We start from the raw sequence: 13,993 nt of genomic DNA, 5'->3' as shown, positions 1-13,993 counted from the left end.
AGACCGCTGCCACTCTCCCGCTACCGTTACCCCGTGGGGGTATCTGCCAACGAAGAGGACCGTACCATACCCCCGAGGGGTACGCTATCCTGGACGCCATGACCGCACCGACGACCCCGACCCGGGGCTACACCGCCAGCAAGGACCAGCTGCTCGCGCGGCTCCGCCGTATCGAGGGCCAGGTCCGCGGCATCGAGAAGATGGTCGAGGACGACCGCTACTGCATCGACGTGCTGACCCAGATCTCCGCCATCCAGGCCGCCCTGGACAAGGTCGGCCTCGGCCTGCTCGACGGGCACGCGCGGCACTGCATGCACGAGGGTGCCGCCGAGGGCCGCGCCGACGAGATGGCCACCGAGATGATGGCCGCCGTCGGCCGGCTGATGAAGCGCGGCTGACCAGGCCCGTTGGGGGCCGAACGGCGCGTCCGGCCCCCAACGGCTGCGCGTCAGCGCCCGTCGAGCAGCTTCCTCATGCTGTCGATCTCGGCCCGCTGGGCGTCGACGATCCGCTGGGCGAGCGCCCTGGCCTCGGGGTTGGCGCCCCCGGTCAGCTCCGCCTGCGCCATCGTGAGCGCGCCCTCGTGGTGGGCGATCATCATGGTCAGGAACTGTCGGTCGAAGTCGGTCCCGGACGACGCCTTCAGCGTCGCCAGGTCGGCGTCGGACATCATCCCGGGCATGCCGTGGTCCATCCCCGGCATGCCGTGGCCGGCACTGGCCGGAGGCACCGGCCGGCCCCACGCGGTGAGCCAGTCGGTCATGCGGGCGATCTCCGGCGCCTGGGCCGCCTTGATCTGCCCGGCCAACCTCCGCACCTCGGGGTCGGCGGCCCGGTCGTCGGCCAGCTCGGCCATCGCCACGGCCTGCCGGTGATGCGGGATCATCAGATGGGCGAACGTCACGTCCGCGTCGCCGAAGGTGGCCCCGGGGGAGGGCGATCCCGTGGCGGGCGTGTCGTGGCCGGTGCCGGCGGTCGGGTGGTCGCCACCGCCACAGCCGGTGAGGGCGAGCGCGGCGGCTACGGTCGCGCCGGCCAGGGCGGCCCGGCGCGCGAGGGTACGAGTGGACATGGAACAGCCTTTCGGTGTCGGAACGTACGCAGCGGACGGCGGACGCGGGTGACCGGTCTTCCGGTCCACCCGCGCCGGGGCGTCCTATCTGCGCAGCACCGACACCGTCGCCAGGCGCAGCCCGTACGGTCGGGGCGGCGGGGCGCGCGGTCCTGGGGCGGCCCGGAGGGCCACCCTGGCGGCCGGCCCGTAGGTCCGGGACCCGGCCCGCAGCAGCAGGGCGACCAGCAGCGTGACGGCGAACGCGCCGAGCACGGCCAGGCAGATGCTCCAGCCGGACCGGTCGCCGCTGGGATCACCCAGCGGGAGCACCCGGGCCTGGGCGTCCGTCGGCGGGAGCACCCGGGCCGGGCCGCAGCCGTCACCCGGGCAGTCGCCGGCCATGCCGGCCACCGCGACCGGCAGGGCGGCTGGACCGGCCACCGCGACCGGCGGGGCGGCGTGGTTGGCCGCCGGGTGGTCCCCCGGGCCGCCGGAGGCGTGCGTGCCGTGGCCGAGAGTGTGCATGGCGGTCAGCCCGACCAGGGTGCAGAGCAGCAGCAGGAGCCGGACCCACGGTCCGGTCGTCACCGCTGGCGCCGTACGCACGAGAACCACGCTAGTGGGTGCGGCGGGCCGGGCCGGCAGGAACCACCGGAGATCACTCATCGCCTGCGTCGCGTCCCGGGCCTGGCTACCATTCCCGGCGGCGACCGGCCTGCGCTCCCCCGTCGGCGCCAGCGCCGGCCCGGTGAACCGACCAGCCCGGTGACACGTATCGCGCTGTGACTCGTTGGGAGACACGCCATGGGCGCCGACCACACCCGTCCCGCTCCGCCCGCCCCGCCCGGGGTGCGACGGATCCTCGTCGCGGCGGTGGTGCCGCTGTTCCTGGTGACCGTGGTCGCCGCGCTGGTGCTGTGGCCGCGGGACGGCCGGGAGCCGGCGGGTGGCGCCGACCTGCCGCGTTACCACGGCACGGTGACCCGGGTGGTGACCGAGCCGTGCCCGCCGACGCCGGAGGGCGGCACCGGCCAGGCCACGGGGCCGTGCGGAACCGTGACGGTCGCCGCCGAGCAGGGCCCGGACGCCGGTCGACAGGTCGAGGCACCCCTCCCGTCCGGTCCCGGGGCGCCCCGGGTCGAGGTCGGTGACAAGATCATCCTCGTCGAGCTGATGGACCCGGCCGATCCGACGATCAAGACCTACAACATCGCCGAGCACCAGCGCGGCACGCCGCTGGTCTGGCTGGCCGTGCTGTTCGCCGTCGCCATCGTGGCGTTCGGGCGCTGGCGCGGACTGGCCGCGCTGGGCGGCCTGGTGGCGAGCTTCGCCGTGCTGCTCGGCTTCGTGCTGCCCGGGATCGGCGCCGGCCAGCCGCCGCTGCTGGTGGCGATCGTCGGGGCCGCGCTGATCATGTTCGTGGTGCTCTACCTGACCCACGGGATCACCGCCGAAACCTCGGTAGCGGTGCTCGGCACCCTGGGCAGCCTGGTGCTGACCGGCGTCCTCGGCACCCTGGCCACCGCGGCCACCCACCTGACCGGCTACGGCAGCGAGGACGCCACCACGCTGTCGATGTTCCAGCAGAACGTCGACCTGCACGGGTTGCTCCTGGCCGGCATCATCATCGGCTCGCTCGGCGTGCTGGACGACGTCACCGTCACCCAGGCGGCCACGGTCACCGAGTTGGCGAACGCGAACCCGGGGCTGTCCCGGATGCAGCTCTACCGGGCGGCCACCCGGGTGGGCCGGGCGCACATCGCCTCCACCGTCAACACCATCGTGCTGGCGTACGCGGGCGCGTCTCTGCCGCTGCTGCTCCTGCTGGTCGCCGACTCGCGACCGGTGGGCGAGATCCTCACCAGCGAGTTCATGGCCCAGGAGATCGTCCGGAGCGCGGTGGCCACGCTCGGCCTGATCGCCGCCGTACCGCTGACCACCGGTCTGGCGGCGGTGGTCCGGACTGCCGGACGGTCCGGCGCCGCGACCGACGCCGGACCGCGCCCGCCGTCGTCCCGGCCGCCGGCCGAACGGCACGACGCGCTGGAGGCACTCGGCGGAGCGGCCGCCGGACGATCCGGACCGGAGAGGAGCACGGAAGCCGCATGGTGACACTCCGCAGCGTGATCGGCCGGCGCGAACGCGACGCTGGTCACGCAGGGCGACGACGAAAACGTGCGATTGGTCGGCTTCCGGACGTAGATCGCCGACCGGGCTCTCGGGTAACCTCGCTGCCGGTAACCGCCGAAGGCGCGCACCGGCGCCAGCGGTACCACCGCCCAATCGCCCTGTGGCGAACCGGGGAACCAGGTACCTGGGGTGAATCCGCGCGAGCGGTAGGGGCCACTTCCGTCCCGAACCCGACAGCTAACCCGGTCGGCGGTCGACGGAAGGGAACACTGTTGACGGCACCCCTGCGCCGCTGGTTGACACCCGTGGTGGCCGTGCTCACCGCGTTCGCCATCGTCGCCGGGCCCACCCCGGCGCTGGCCGCACCCAACACCCCCACCCCATCGGGCCACGAGGAGGACAACGACCCTCCGCTCATCACCGAGGTCATCGATGCCGCCAATCGCGGCTTCCTGCAGGCCAAGGCGAAGCTGGACAAGTCGAAGCAGCGTCAACTCCAGTTGGCCCTGGAGATCCGGGCGGCGCAGGCCGACCTGGACGCGCTGCGGCCGCAGGTGAGCCAGATCGCCACGCAGTCCTATCGGACCGGCCGGATCGGCGCGATGGCCCTGCTGCTGGAGAGCAACGCGCCCGACTCGTTCGTCCAGCGGGCCTCCGCCCTCGACGAACTGAACCTGATGAACGCGCAGAAGCTCGCCGAGGTCAACGCCGCGAAGAACCGCGCGGAGCAGGCCAAGATCGCGCTCGACGCGGAGATCCGCGAGCAGCAGAAGCAGACCAACGCGATGCAGCGCGAGAGGGCCGAGGCGGAGAAGGCCCTGCGGCTGGTCGGCGGGCGCGGTTTCACCGGCGGCCTGGTCGCGGCCACTTCCCCGGTCGCCCGGATCGCTCCCGGGCGGACGGCTGACGGGGGGTGGAAGCCCGAGTCGCGCAGCGTGAAGGACCCGACCACCTCGGGCTACATCACCCCGCGCACGCTGCACATGTACAAGGAGGTCAAGCGGGCCGGCTTCGACCGCTTCGTGGGCTGTTACCGCCCGGGCGGTCCCTGGGAGCATCCCAAGGGCCGGGCCTGCGACTGGTCGCTACAGCGCAGTGGCTTCTCTCCCTGGCACAACAACGACATGCGGATGTACGGCAACAACCTCGCCGCGTTCCTGATCCGCAACGCCGATCGGCTGGGCGTCTACTACGTGATCTGGAACCGGCAGATCTGGTTCCCGGCGACCGGTTGGAAGTCCTACAGCGGGCCCTCCAACCACACCGACCACGTGCACGTGTCGCTGCTGTAGCTAGCCGGAGTACCACGCCGAGGAGCCGTGCCGCGACCGCGCGGGGCGGCCCTTCGGCGTCAGGAAGGGCTCAACCGGCGACGGCGCTGGGCGCCGGGTCCGCGGGCGCGGCCGGCAGCGTCGCGCTCGGCTTGCCGGCCGGCACCTCGGCCACCGTCCGCACCTCGCCCGCGCTGAGCCGGTACGACATGCCGACCACCCCGCACCGCCCGGCCGCCACCCGCTCGGCGAGCACGGCGGACCGGGCCAGCAGCGCCTCCACGGTCCGCGCGATGTGGATGTCGACGATCTCGTCGAGGTCCTCGACACCCTCCCGGGCGGCCCGGGCCAGGCTGGGCACGACGGCGTCCACCAACGCGCCGAGGTGGCCGGCGGGGGGCGTGCCGGTGGCGACCACCTCGCGGGCGGCCTGCACGGCGCCGCACGAGTCGTGGCCGAGCACCACCACCAGCGGGGTGCCCAGCACGGTGACCGCGTACTCGACGCTGCCGAGCACCTCGGGGCCGACGGTGTGGCCGGCGGTCCGCACCACGAACAGGTCACCGAGGCCACGGTCGAAGATGATCTCGGCGGCGAGCCGGGAGTCGGCGCAGCCCACGATCACCGCGAATGGGTGCTGGCCGTCGGCGACGGCGGCGCGGTGCTCGGCGTCCTGGTTGGGATGACGGGGTACACCGGTGACGAACCGCCGATTGCCGGCGAACAGCTCGGCGAGCGCCTGTTCGGGATTGGTCGGCAGCACTGCACTCACCTCGTCCTCGCGCGAAACGACCTGGTCAGCCCGGCCGGCGACAGAGGCGGCCTCGACCACCACGGTCACACCCGAGCCAAGACACGTCAAGATTTACGTGATACGGATTTCATACGTCACCGGTCACTTGACGGGCGGCCGCCCACGGCCCGCCGCCCGGGGCCGGTCGGCACCGGCGCGGAGCCATACCATGACCACCATGGCGACGACAGCGGGCGAGAACGGGAGCGGCCGGAACTGGACCTTCCTCACCAACCACGGGCACGTGCTGCTGGCCATCGCGCGCAACCCCACCGCGCGGCTGCGTGACGTGGCCGACGAGGTGGGGGTGACCGAGCGGGCCGCCCAGGCGATCGTCGCCGACCTGGAGGCCGGCGGCTACCTGCGGCGCACCCGGGTGGGCCGGCGCAACGAGTACACGATCAACCCGAGCGGCCACTTCCGGCACCCGGCGGAGGCCGACCAGCAGGTCGGTGCCCTGCTCGCCCTCTTCACCGCCGAACCGGCCGACGGGCGCGCCGCCGAGGCGTGACCGACCCCGGCGGCTCCCGTCACCGCACGACCGGCGCGCCGACGGTAATCTCAGCGCGTGCGCGACAGCTTGCGGCCGGACGGGACGACGGTGCGCGTCCCTACCGGGCACCGGATCCGGTCCATCCTCTGTGGAGCGGGAGCGGCCGCCCTGCTCGGCGCCGTCCTGGTGGCGCCCGGGCCCGCCTCGGCTGCCCCGAAGTGCGGCCCGCCCGGCGGCCCCGCCCCGACCGAGGCGTCCTGGGCGCTGGATCGGCTCGACCCGGCGGCGGCCTGGCGGGTCACCCGGGGCCAGGGCGTCACCGTTGCGGTCATCGACTCCGGCGTCTCCCCCAGCCACCCCCTGCTGCGCGGCCGGGTGCTGCCCGGCGAGGACTTCAACAACCTGGTCCACCTCAAGGGACAGTGCGACCTCGTCGGCCACGGCACCCTGGTGGCCGGCATCATCGCCGGCAAGGAGGGCACCGGCGTGCCGTACAGCGGGATCGCGCCCGAGGCCAAGATCCTGCCGATCCGGGTGCTGGCCGACAACCAACGCACCTTCGACGAATCGATCCCGGCCGAGATCGGCCGGGCGATCAAGTGGGCGGTCGACCACAAGGCCGACGTGATCAACCTGTCCCTGGTGACGCTGGACGACGCCCGGCTGAAGGACGCCGTGGACTACGCCCTCGACAAGGGGGTCATCGTGGTGGCCGCCGCCGGCAACCGGCAGGAGAACCAGCAGGACCAGCCGGGGTACCCGGCCGCGTACCCGGGGGTCATCGCCGTCGCCGGGATCGACGACGCGGGCGAGCACGTTGGCAGCTCGGTCACCGGCGACTACGTGGACATCGCCGGCCCCGGGCTGAAGATCGTCGGCCCGGCGCCACAGGGGTCGGGATACCGAGCGGAGCCGCAGGGCGGCACCAGCTTCGCGACCGCGTACGTCTCGGGGGTGGCCGCGCTGGTCCGCGCCGCGCACCCGGACCTTTCCCCGAAGGAGATCGCCTTCCGGCTGACCCAGACGGCCGACAACCCGCCGGACGGGCACAACGCCGAGATCGGATACGGGATGGTCAACCCGTACCGGGCGGTGACCAGCCTGCTGGGGAGCCGGACCGACCCGCCGCTCGGCGCGCTGCCGAAGCCGGCGCCGCCGGCCGACCCGCTCGCGTGGCAGCGGACCGTGGCGATCTGGGTGGCCGCGGTCGGCGGGCTGCTGGCCGTCGCCCTGCTGACGCTCCGGCCGATCCTGATTCACGGTCGCCGGCGCGGCTGGCGCCCTGGACGCCGCCCCGCGGCCCTGGACGCCTGAACCCACCCACCCCGGCCCCGGGCACCGCCCCGCGCGCCAACGGGGGTCAGCGCGCCGCTGGTGGCGCGGGAAAAGCACTGCGGCCCCGACCCCGGACAGAGCCGGAGCGGAGCCGCAGCGGGGCCGGTCGGGTCAGTTGCCCCAGACCTTGGAGTTGCTCATCTCGGTGGTCATGTAGTTCTCGCGGGCGATGCCGACCGCCTGGCCGATGTCGTTCAGGACCTTGTTGATGTCCCGCACGGCGGCGTCCCACTGGGCCTGGTGCTGCTGGTAGGCGACGCGGTCCTGGCCCTCCCACTCGAGCCTGGTCAGCATCGAGCGCAGCGTGTCCAGCTTCTCGTCGATGGTCCGCGAGATGGCCTGCATCTGCTGGTTGCTGCTCTCGAGGACGGCGTAGTCGACCTTGATGCTCATCGTTCCTCCTCTACCTGGCTACTACGCGGATCACGGGTTGAGAGCAGCGTGGAACTTGTCCAGCATCTGCTGCTGCTCTTCGTCGTTGACCTGGTGCGTCGTACCCGACTTGTCGAGCAGGTCGGCGATGTTGTCCATCGCGGTCAAGAGCTTGTTCGTGTCCTCGTTCCAGCGCGTCATCAGGCTCTGGAAACCCGTGGACGCCTGGCCCTTCCAGGCCATCGCCAGGTCGTCGACGACATTCCACAGCTTCTTGAGCTCGCCGTCGACGTCGCTGCGCGTGGACCGCACGTCACTCGCGGCGGTGTGCAGAGTCGCTGCACTGACCTCGAACGCCATGCTTCACACCCTTCCGTCATCTTCGTGGCGGCGGATCCGCCGCGCCCCTCCCCCGCGGCAAGGCGTACACACCCCACCGACGGACACTTCAACCGAACCGTAGCGGACGACGTCCAACCCGCGCAGCCCTGTCCCCGTATCGTCGTCTCCCGGCAAGCCAGGATCCACAACACATTCCCGGGCGGACCGTACGATATGGACGGACGACCACCTCGATCCGCACCGGCCTCAGGACGGCTGGCGGTACGACCTGACGTGCATCATCACCCCGAACGCCAGCAGCAGCGCCAGCAGCACCACCACGGCCCACAGCACCGGCCGCTCGAAGGCGCGCTGGAGCACCACCGGAAGCAGCGCCACGCCGCCGGTGAGCATCACCACTTCAGCGGCTCGCCGGACCCCCGCCGAGCCCGTGAGCCGGGCCGCCAGGGCGAGGCCGAGGAAGACCGGGATGGTCAGCAGGAAGTACATGAACAGCCAATAGAGCACCGTGAACACCCCGACCCCCCTCGTCACTGGTAGAACTTGGAGTCCTTGACCCAGTCGATCTTGATGTCCTTGATGTCCGGGTCCGAGCCGGTGGGCGCCCAGCCGGGGCGGGAGTCCGACACGAACGCGAACCGGCTGTTGGTGTTGAAGCCAGCCATCACGGCGTGCAGGAGCGCGCCGATGTCCCCGAAGACCATCACCAGGATGGCGGAGGCGGCCGCCAGGCCGGCGATGCCGATCGCCTGGGCGAGCGCCGTGGTGCCGGGGAAGAACTGGAACGCGATCGAGGCGATCACCGCGACCAGGATCGGCATGAGCGCCTGGGCCAACCCGGAGACCGCGTCGTTGTAGGCGTCCCGCGCCGAGGTGAGGGTGTCCTTGTTGGCGTTGAACGCCTCGGCCAACGAGTTGATCTCCGCTCCCAGCTTGCGCATGAAGAGGTCGAACGCGTCCCGGTCGTCGAAGTCCCACTCCTTCGGGTCCGGCGGGACCGCCGCGACCGCCGCGCCGAACTGGTCCGAGCCGAGCAGACGCGCGGCATCCCCCCACTTCTTGATGGCCTCGTTGACCTCCTGATTGTCGAACGTCTCCAGGTAGAGGATCGAGCCGATCAGGATCCCCGAGAAGACGATCCACATCCAGTTGCCTCGTGCGATGGCCGCCGCCGTACGCACCGGCGCCGTCGTCTCGGCAACCGAGACGGTGCCGGTCACCGCGCCCGAGGCGTTGGCGATGAAGATCTCCGGTGGCATCAGCTGCTCCCCCCGTGGCTGGCCCGGCCGGTCACTTGACCACCCAGGGCTGGTCCGACTTCTCCCAGTTCTTCGCGCTCTGCTCGAGCTGCTCAGCGGCTTTGTGCAGGTGGTCGATACCGGTCTTGACGTTGTCGAGGTGCCCGTCGACCGAGGCGTTGTGCTGGGCCACCGTCCCGTGGCCGAAGAGGCTCAGCGCGCCGCCCGGCAGCTTCACCTCCTCCAACAACGTCTGCACGTTGCGCAGGTACTGGATCGGGCCGTCCGGAGCGTCGAGCATCTTGCTCGCCTTCCGGATCGCGTCGACGTCGACCTTGTTGGCCATCGCGCCTCCTCCCAGCTCAGCGACGCAGGCCGCGGGTCGGGTCGGACAGGTCCACACCGAACTGGCGGAACCAGTCCTCCGGGGTCAGGGAACCCTCCTGGGCCCGGCGGACCAGCTCGGAGCCGCCGAGCATCTCGGTCAGCAACTCCTGCTGGCGTTCGTTGAAGGCCGCGTACGCCACGTCGATGGCGGCCTGGAGCGACTCCGCCAGCGTGTAGCTGTCCAGCCGCATCGCCCGCGCGTTGAGCTCGATGTCGCCGACCTTCATCTCGCCGTCCACGGTCACCCGGACCAGGCCGTCCGGGCTCTCCCCGGTCACCCGCAGGTCCGCTCGCTGCTGCTGGAACTCGGCCAGCCGGCGCTGCTGCTCCTGCGCCTGGCGCAACATGTTCTCCACGGCGCCACCGGCGCCACCGTAACCCCACGGGCTGCTCACGACGGGTCCCTCTCTGCACGCGCGACGGTCGGGCTGACGCTATCGGAACGCTTACCTGGCGTCCGCCCCTAAGCCGGCTCCGTCCAGGCGGTCTGGATCAGCTGCTGGCCGTCCCGGCGGCGGACCAGGGTGCCCCGACCCGGCGGCTGCGGGCTCGGCCGCAGGTTGCCGAAGACCGCACCCTCCTCCCGGCTGCCGGACATCAGCAGGCCCGGCGAGTCCAGCTCGCGCAGGCGCTGCAGCACCGGCTCGTACAGGGCTCGCGCCACGCCGCCCACCCGGCGGGTGATGATCAGGTGGAGGCCGATGTCCCGGGCCTGCGGCAACAGCTCCTGCAGCGCGCTGAGCGGGTTGCTGCCGCCCGAGGCGACCAGGTCGTAGTCGTCCACCAGGACGTAGAGGTCGGGGCCCTTCCACCAGCTCCGGTCGCGCAGCTGGGCGGTGGTCACGTCCGGGCCGGGCAGGCGGTTCTGCAGCGCGCTGCGGATCGAGCCCAGCCCCTGGCTGAACACCTGGTTGGACGGCGCGTAGTCGAGCAGGTGGTCGCCCTCCACCGCGCCCAGCAGGCCACGGCGGTAGTCGGCGATGACCAGCCGGGCCTGGGCCGGGGTGTACCGCTCGGCGATGCCCCGGGCGATCAGCCGCAGCAGGTTCGTCTTGCCACACTCGGCGTCGCCGAACACGGTCAGGTGCGGCTCGCTGGCCAGGTCCAGGTAGACCGGGGCCAGCGCCGACTCGTTGACGCCGATCGGGATGCCCGGCACCGACCGGTCGATGACCTTCGCCAGCTCGCCGACCGGCAGCTTGCGCGGCAGCAGCCGCACCTTGGGCGCTGGGCGGCCCGACCAGTTGGCCGCGACGTGCCCGGCCAGGGCGACCGACGCCTCGGTCAGGTCCTCGATGTCGCGCTTGCCGTCGATCCGCGAGATCCCGCTGAGGAAGTGCAGCTTGTCGTGGGTCAGACCGCGGCCCGGCGTGCCTACCGGCACGTTCTGCGCGGCCCGCCGGTCGATCTCCGACTCGGCCGCGTCGCCGAGCCGCAGCTCCAGCTTCGTGCCGAGCAGGTCCCGCATGTTGATCCGGATCTCCGCCCACCGCACGGCCGTGACAACCACGTGTACGCCGAAACCCAGCCCCCGGTTGGCCAGGTTGGTGATGGTCTGCTCCAGCTCTTCGTACTCCTGGCGCAGCGTGTTCCAGCCGTCGACCACCAGGAAGATGTCGCCGAACGGGTCGTCAGCGAACTCCCCGGCCGCCCGGCGGCGACGGTAGCTGGCCATCGAGTCGATGCCGTGCTGGGTGAAGCGCAGCTCCCGGTCGTCGATGATCGCGACCACCTCGGCCACGGTCCGCCGGACCGCCTCGGTGTCCCGCCGTCCGGCCACCCCGGACATGTGCGGCAGCCGCTCCAGGCTGCGCAGCGCGCCGCCGCCGAAGTCGAGACAGAAGAGCTGCACCTCGCGCGGCGTGTGGGTGAGCGCCAGCGAGGCGAGCATGGACCGCAGCATGGTGCTCTTGCCGCTCAGCGAGGCACCGACGATCACCACGTTGCCGCCCGCGCCGGACAGATCGATCATCATCGGGTCGCGCCGCTGCTCGTACGGCCGGTCGACGATGCCGACCGGCACGGTGAGCCGCCCACGCCCCGGCCAGTTCGCCGTGGTGAGGCCGAACGTCGGGTGCACGCTCAACGGCGGCAGCAGCTCGGCCAGACCCGGCGGCTCGGCCAGCGGCGGCAGCCAGACCTGGTGCGCCGGGCGCCCCCGCCCCTTGAGCCGGTCGATCAGCACGTCCAGCATGGCCACCGCCTTGCCGTCGGCCGCCTGCTCCGGCTCCGGCGCGGTCTCCGTCGGGCTCGGCACGGCCGGCACCGGCACGTAGTCGATGCCGTACGGCACGATCCGGCGCTGCACCTGCGCCCGGGTGGACCGCTGCACCTGCCCCGGCGCCCGGTACGGCCCGGAGACGTACGCCGCCCGGAACCGGAGCATGGTGCTGGTGTCGGTCTTGAGGTAACCGTGACCGGGCGCGCTCGGCAGCTCGTACGCGTCAGGCACGCCGAGCACGATGCGGCTCTCGACCGCCGAGAAGGTGCGCAGACCGATCCGGTACGACAGGTGGGTATCCAGGCCGCGCAGCTTCCCCTCCTCCAGCCGCTGGGAGGCCAGCAGGAGGTGCACGCCGAGCGACCGGCCGAGCCGGCCGATCATGACGAACAGGTCGATGAAGTCCGGCTTGGCGGCGAGCAGCTCGCTGAACTCGTCACAGATGATCAGCAGGCTGGGCATCGGCTCCAGCGGCTCGCCGGCCGCCCGGGCCTTCTCGTAGTCGTACCGGGAGACGTAGTTGCCGGCCGCCCGGAGCACCTCCTGGCGCCGGTTCATCTCGCCGGCCAGGGCGTCCCGCATGCGGTCGACCAGCGGCAGCTCGTCGGAGAGGTTGGTGATCACCGCGCTGGTGTGCGGCAACGCGTCCAGCGAGGCGAAGGTGGCGCCACCCTTGAAGTCGACCAGGACGAAGTTGAGCTCCTCGGACGAGTGCGTCACGGCCAGCGCCCCCACCACCGTCCGCAGCAGCTCGCTCTTGCCGGAGCCGGTTGCGCCGATGACCAGGCCGTGCGGGCCCATACCCTCGTGCGCCGACTCCTTGAAGTCAAGCTCCACCACATTGCCGTCCGGCCCGAGGCCGAGCGGGATCCGCAGCCGGTCGCGGTGACTGCGCGGCCGCCAGGTCTGTTGCACGTCCACCGCCGCCGCATCGCCGACGCCGAGCAGGTCCGGCAGCTCCATGCTGCGGGCCAGCGGCTCCTCGGTGCTGGCGCCCTGCTGCTGGGAGAGCCGGTAGGGGGCGACCTGCCGGGCCAGCCCCTCGGCACCCGCCATGCTGAGCCCGTCCGGCCGGCCGAGCCGCGACGTCGTGGCGCCGCGGACCAGGTCCAGGCCGCTGCCGTCACCGGTGTCGAGGCAGAGCAGCCAGCGGCCGGCGTCCCGGGGCACCGTGCCGGACAGGTCGATGACCGTGGCACCGAGCAGGCCGGGACCCATCAACGCGCAGGTCGGCGAGACCTCGCCGCCGTCGAGCACCACCACCAGGTGCGGGGCGGTGGTGAGCGGCTTCGCCTCCGGGGCGAAGCGGGGCCGGCCGCCCAGCTCGTTGGCGAGCGCAGCCTCCGCCTCGGCGAGGCTGGCGAACACCATCCGGCGCGCGCCCGCCGCGTCCGTACGCCCCGGGTGCTGGGCGTGCGGCAGCCACTTCACCCAGTCCCACACCGGCTGCCGGTCGGGCGCGGCCACCACCGCCACGATGAGGTCGTCCGGGGCGTGGAAGGTGACCAGCTGGCCCAGGGCGGCCCGGGCCAGGTCGAGCACCGGCTCCCGGTCGCCGCGCAGCACGATCCGGCTGAACGCGCGCAGCGAGAGCGCGGTGGGCAGGTCCGGCACGGTGGAGTGGGCCCGGACGAACCGGCGCAGCGCGATCGCGCTCATCGGCTCCAGGTCCTCCACCGGCTTGGTCTCCGGCGGCACGATCTCCACCGCCAGCCGCTGCGGGCCGAGCGCGATCCGGGCCTCACCGAAGTCGTCCTCGGTGATCCGCCGCTCCCACAGCCGGCGCGAGGCGGCGATCGACCAGAGCGAGTCCGGCTCCGGATGCCGCCAGGTCATCGCCGAGCGCTGCTGCTCGGCGGCCCGCCGGGTGCGCTTGCGCATCTGGGCCAGGTACCGCATGTAGTCGCGGCGCTGGGCATTCAGCTCGGCCTTGTTGTTGCCGCCGTTGCCCAGCGTGCCGATCGCCATGCCCAGCATGGACACCCCGAAGAGGCCGCCCGCGACGTACGTCATCATGCCGCCGCCGCGTCCGGCGTACAGGAAGGCCATCGCGCCGACGCCGCAGAGCATCGGCAGGATCATCAGCACCTGCCCCATGCCCCGCGACTGCTGCTCAGGCAGCTCGGGCGGAGACTCCAGCAGCACCTCGCCGCGCGGCAGCGCGGGCCCCGGTTGACGCGGAAGTCGGCGGAACACCACCGTGCTCACGGCGTCTCCTCCCCAGAATCGGCCCTGATCGTGGTCTGCCAACGGCCCGAGTCGTCGGGTGGGCAACCTGTGCGACCGCCATCGTAGGTAATCTCCCGGAGGCGTCGTGGACCCGTGTCGGGGCGACGCCGCCGGCCGAGGTGGATCGT

The 13,993-nt window shown here is 72.2% G+C and carries 15 protein-coding genes and 1 riboswitch; of the genes, 5 read left to right on the top strand and 10 right to left on the bottom strand.

What is annotated here, in order from left to right; all coding sequences use genetic code 11:
- The first annotated feature begins 98 nt into the window (after nt 1–98).
- On the top strand, nt 99–398 hold the full coding sequence (locus A6A27_RS36210) for a metal-sensitive transcriptional regulator (protein ID WP_046568942.1): 300 nt from the start codon (nt 99–101) through the stop codon (nt 396–398).
- Between the two features lie 50 nt (nt 399–448).
- Here A6A27_RS36210 and A6A27_RS36205 read toward each other — a convergent pair whose 3' ends face one another.
- Together A6A27_RS36205 and A6A27_RS36200 are read right to left on the bottom strand one after the other, a co-directional pair.
- Entirely contained in the window at nt 449–1,072 is a 624-nt protein-coding gene (locus A6A27_RS36205; protein WP_073839152.1) for a DUF305 domain-containing protein, read from the bottom strand.
- 84 nt (nt 1,073–1,156) lie between these two features.
- Nucleotides 1,157–1,660: a hypothetical protein gene (locus tag A6A27_RS36200; RefSeq protein WP_143194350.1), complete on the bottom strand. Its 504-nt coding sequence runs from the start codon at nt 1,658–1,660 to the stop codon at nt 1,157–1,159.
- 198 nt (nt 1,661–1,858) lie between these two features.
- On the opposite strand from A6A27_RS36200, the gene A6A27_RS36195 reads away from it, so the two are divergent.
- Nucleotides 1,859–3,166 (top strand): YibE/F family protein, encoded by a 1,308-nt coding sequence (locus A6A27_RS36195; RefSeq protein ID WP_073839150.1) that lies wholly within the window; start codon nt 1,859–1,861, stop codon nt 3,164–3,166.
- A 154-nt stretch (nt 3,167–3,320) separates the two neighbouring features.
- Nucleotides 3,321–3,451: riboswitch (cyclic di-AMP (ydaO/yuaA leader) on the top strand.
- 5 nt (nt 3,452–3,456) lie between these two features.
- Complete coding sequence (locus A6A27_RS36190; RefSeq protein WP_073839149.1) at nt 3,457–4,476, top strand: coiled-coil domain-containing protein; 1,020 nt, start codon at nt 3,457–3,459, stop codon at nt 4,474–4,476.
- A 70-nt stretch (nt 4,477–4,546) separates the two neighbouring features.
- Here the strand turns inward: A6A27_RS36190 and A6A27_RS36185 are convergent, their stop codons facing one another.
- A complete protein-coding gene (locus tag A6A27_RS36185; RefSeq protein ID WP_073839203.1) occupies nt 4,547–5,218 on the bottom strand; it encodes a carbonic anhydrase in 672 nt (223 codons plus the stop codon).
- Between the two features lie 199 nt (nt 5,219–5,417).
- On the opposite strand from A6A27_RS36185, the gene A6A27_RS36180 reads away from it, so the two are divergent.
- Together A6A27_RS36180 and mycP are read left to right on the top strand one after the other, a co-directional pair.
- Nucleotides 5,418–5,759, top strand: a complete 342-nt coding sequence (locus tag A6A27_RS36180) for a helix-turn-helix transcriptional regulator (RefSeq protein WP_073839148.1) — start codon at nt 5,418–5,420, stop codon at nt 5,757–5,759.
- A gap of 57 nt (nt 5,760–5,816) precedes the next feature.
- Nucleotides 5,817–7,055 (top strand): type VII secretion-associated serine protease mycosin, encoded by a 1,239-nt coding sequence (mycP, locus tag A6A27_RS36175; protein ID WP_241825614.1) that lies wholly within the window; start codon nt 5,817–5,819, stop codon nt 7,053–7,055.
- Nucleotides 7,056–7,187: 132 nt separating this feature from the next.
- Here the strand turns inward: mycP and A6A27_RS36170 are convergent, their stop codons facing one another.
- From A6A27_RS36170 to eccCa, 7 genes are all read right to left on the bottom strand, one after another.
- A complete protein-coding gene (locus A6A27_RS36170; protein ID WP_073839147.1) occupies nt 7,188–7,469 on the bottom strand; it encodes a WXG100 family type VII secretion target in 282 nt (93 codons plus the stop codon).
- Between the two features lie 30 nt (nt 7,470–7,499).
- Nucleotides 7,500–7,808 carry a WXG100 family type VII secretion target gene (locus tag A6A27_RS36165; protein ID WP_073839146.1) on the bottom strand — a complete coding sequence of 103 codons (309 nt, stop codon included), beginning with the start codon at nt 7,806–7,808 and terminating at the stop codon, nt 7,500–7,502.
- 228 nt (nt 7,809–8,036) lie between these two features.
- A complete protein-coding gene (locus A6A27_RS36160) occupies nt 8,037–8,324 on the bottom strand; it encodes a hypothetical protein (protein WP_241825613.1) in 288 nt (95 codons plus the stop codon).
- Nucleotides 8,321–9,049 carry a hypothetical protein gene (locus A6A27_RS36155; protein ID WP_073839144.1) on the bottom strand — a complete coding sequence of 243 codons (729 nt, stop codon included), beginning with the start codon at nt 9,047–9,049 and terminating at the stop codon, nt 8,321–8,323. The genes A6A27_RS36160 and A6A27_RS36155 overlap by 4 nt, the downstream gene beginning before the upstream one ends.
- A 31-nt stretch (nt 9,050–9,080) precedes the next feature.
- Nucleotides 9,081–9,374, bottom strand: coding sequence for a hypothetical protein (locus tag A6A27_RS36150; protein WP_073839143.1), 294 nt, complete (start codon nt 9,372–9,374; stop codon nt 9,081–9,083).
- Nucleotides 9,375–9,390: 16 nt separating this feature from the next.
- Nucleotides 9,391–9,810: a YbaB/EbfC family nucleoid-associated protein gene (locus A6A27_RS36145; RefSeq protein WP_073839142.1), complete on the bottom strand. Its 420-nt coding sequence runs from the start codon at nt 9,808–9,810 to the stop codon at nt 9,391–9,393.
- 68 nt (nt 9,811–9,878) lie between these two features.
- Nucleotides 9,879–13,844 (bottom strand): type VII secretion protein EccCa, encoded by a 3,966-nt coding sequence (gene eccCa / locus A6A27_RS36140; RefSeq protein ID WP_073839141.1) that lies wholly within the window; start codon nt 13,842–13,844, stop codon nt 9,879–9,881.
- Nucleotides 13,845–13,993 lie beyond the last annotated feature (149 nt).

The organism is Micromonospora sp. CB01531 (genome assembly GCF_001905095.1).
Lineage (GTDB): Bacteria > Actinomycetota > Actinomycetes > Mycobacteriales > Micromonosporaceae > Micromonospora.
This window is presented reverse-complemented; position numbering and strand designations above follow the sequence as displayed.

Coding starts and splice junctions, on each gene's coding strand:
- A6A27_RS36195 (WP_073839150.1), top strand. CDS start 1,859: ATGGGCGCCGACCACACCCGTCCCGCTCCGCCCGCCCCGCCCGGGGTG.
- A6A27_RS36155 (WP_073839144.1), bottom strand. CDS start 9,049: ATGCCACCGGAGATCTTCATCGCCAACGCCTCGGGCGCGGTGACCGGC.
- A6A27_RS36170 (WP_073839147.1), bottom strand. CDS start 7,469: ATGAGCATCAAGGTCGACTACGCCGTCCTCGAGAGCAGCAACCAGCAG.
- A6A27_RS36150 (WP_073839143.1), bottom strand. CDS start 9,374: ATGGCCAACAAGGTCGACGTCGACGCGATCCGGAAGGCGAGCAAGATG.
- A6A27_RS36210 (WP_046568942.1), top strand. CDS start 99: ATGACCGCACCGACGACCCCGACCCGGGGCTACACCGCCAGCAAGGAC.
- A6A27_RS36205 (WP_073839152.1), bottom strand. CDS start 1,072: ATGTCCACTCGTACCCTCGCGCGCCGGGCCGCCCTGGCCGGCGCGACC.
- A6A27_RS36180 (WP_073839148.1), top strand. CDS start 5,418: ATGACCACCATGGCGACGACAGCGGGCGAGAACGGGAGCGGCCGGAAC.
- A6A27_RS36165 (WP_073839146.1), bottom strand. CDS start 7,808: ATGGCGTTCGAGGTCAGTGCAGCGACTCTGCACACCGCCGCGAGTGAC.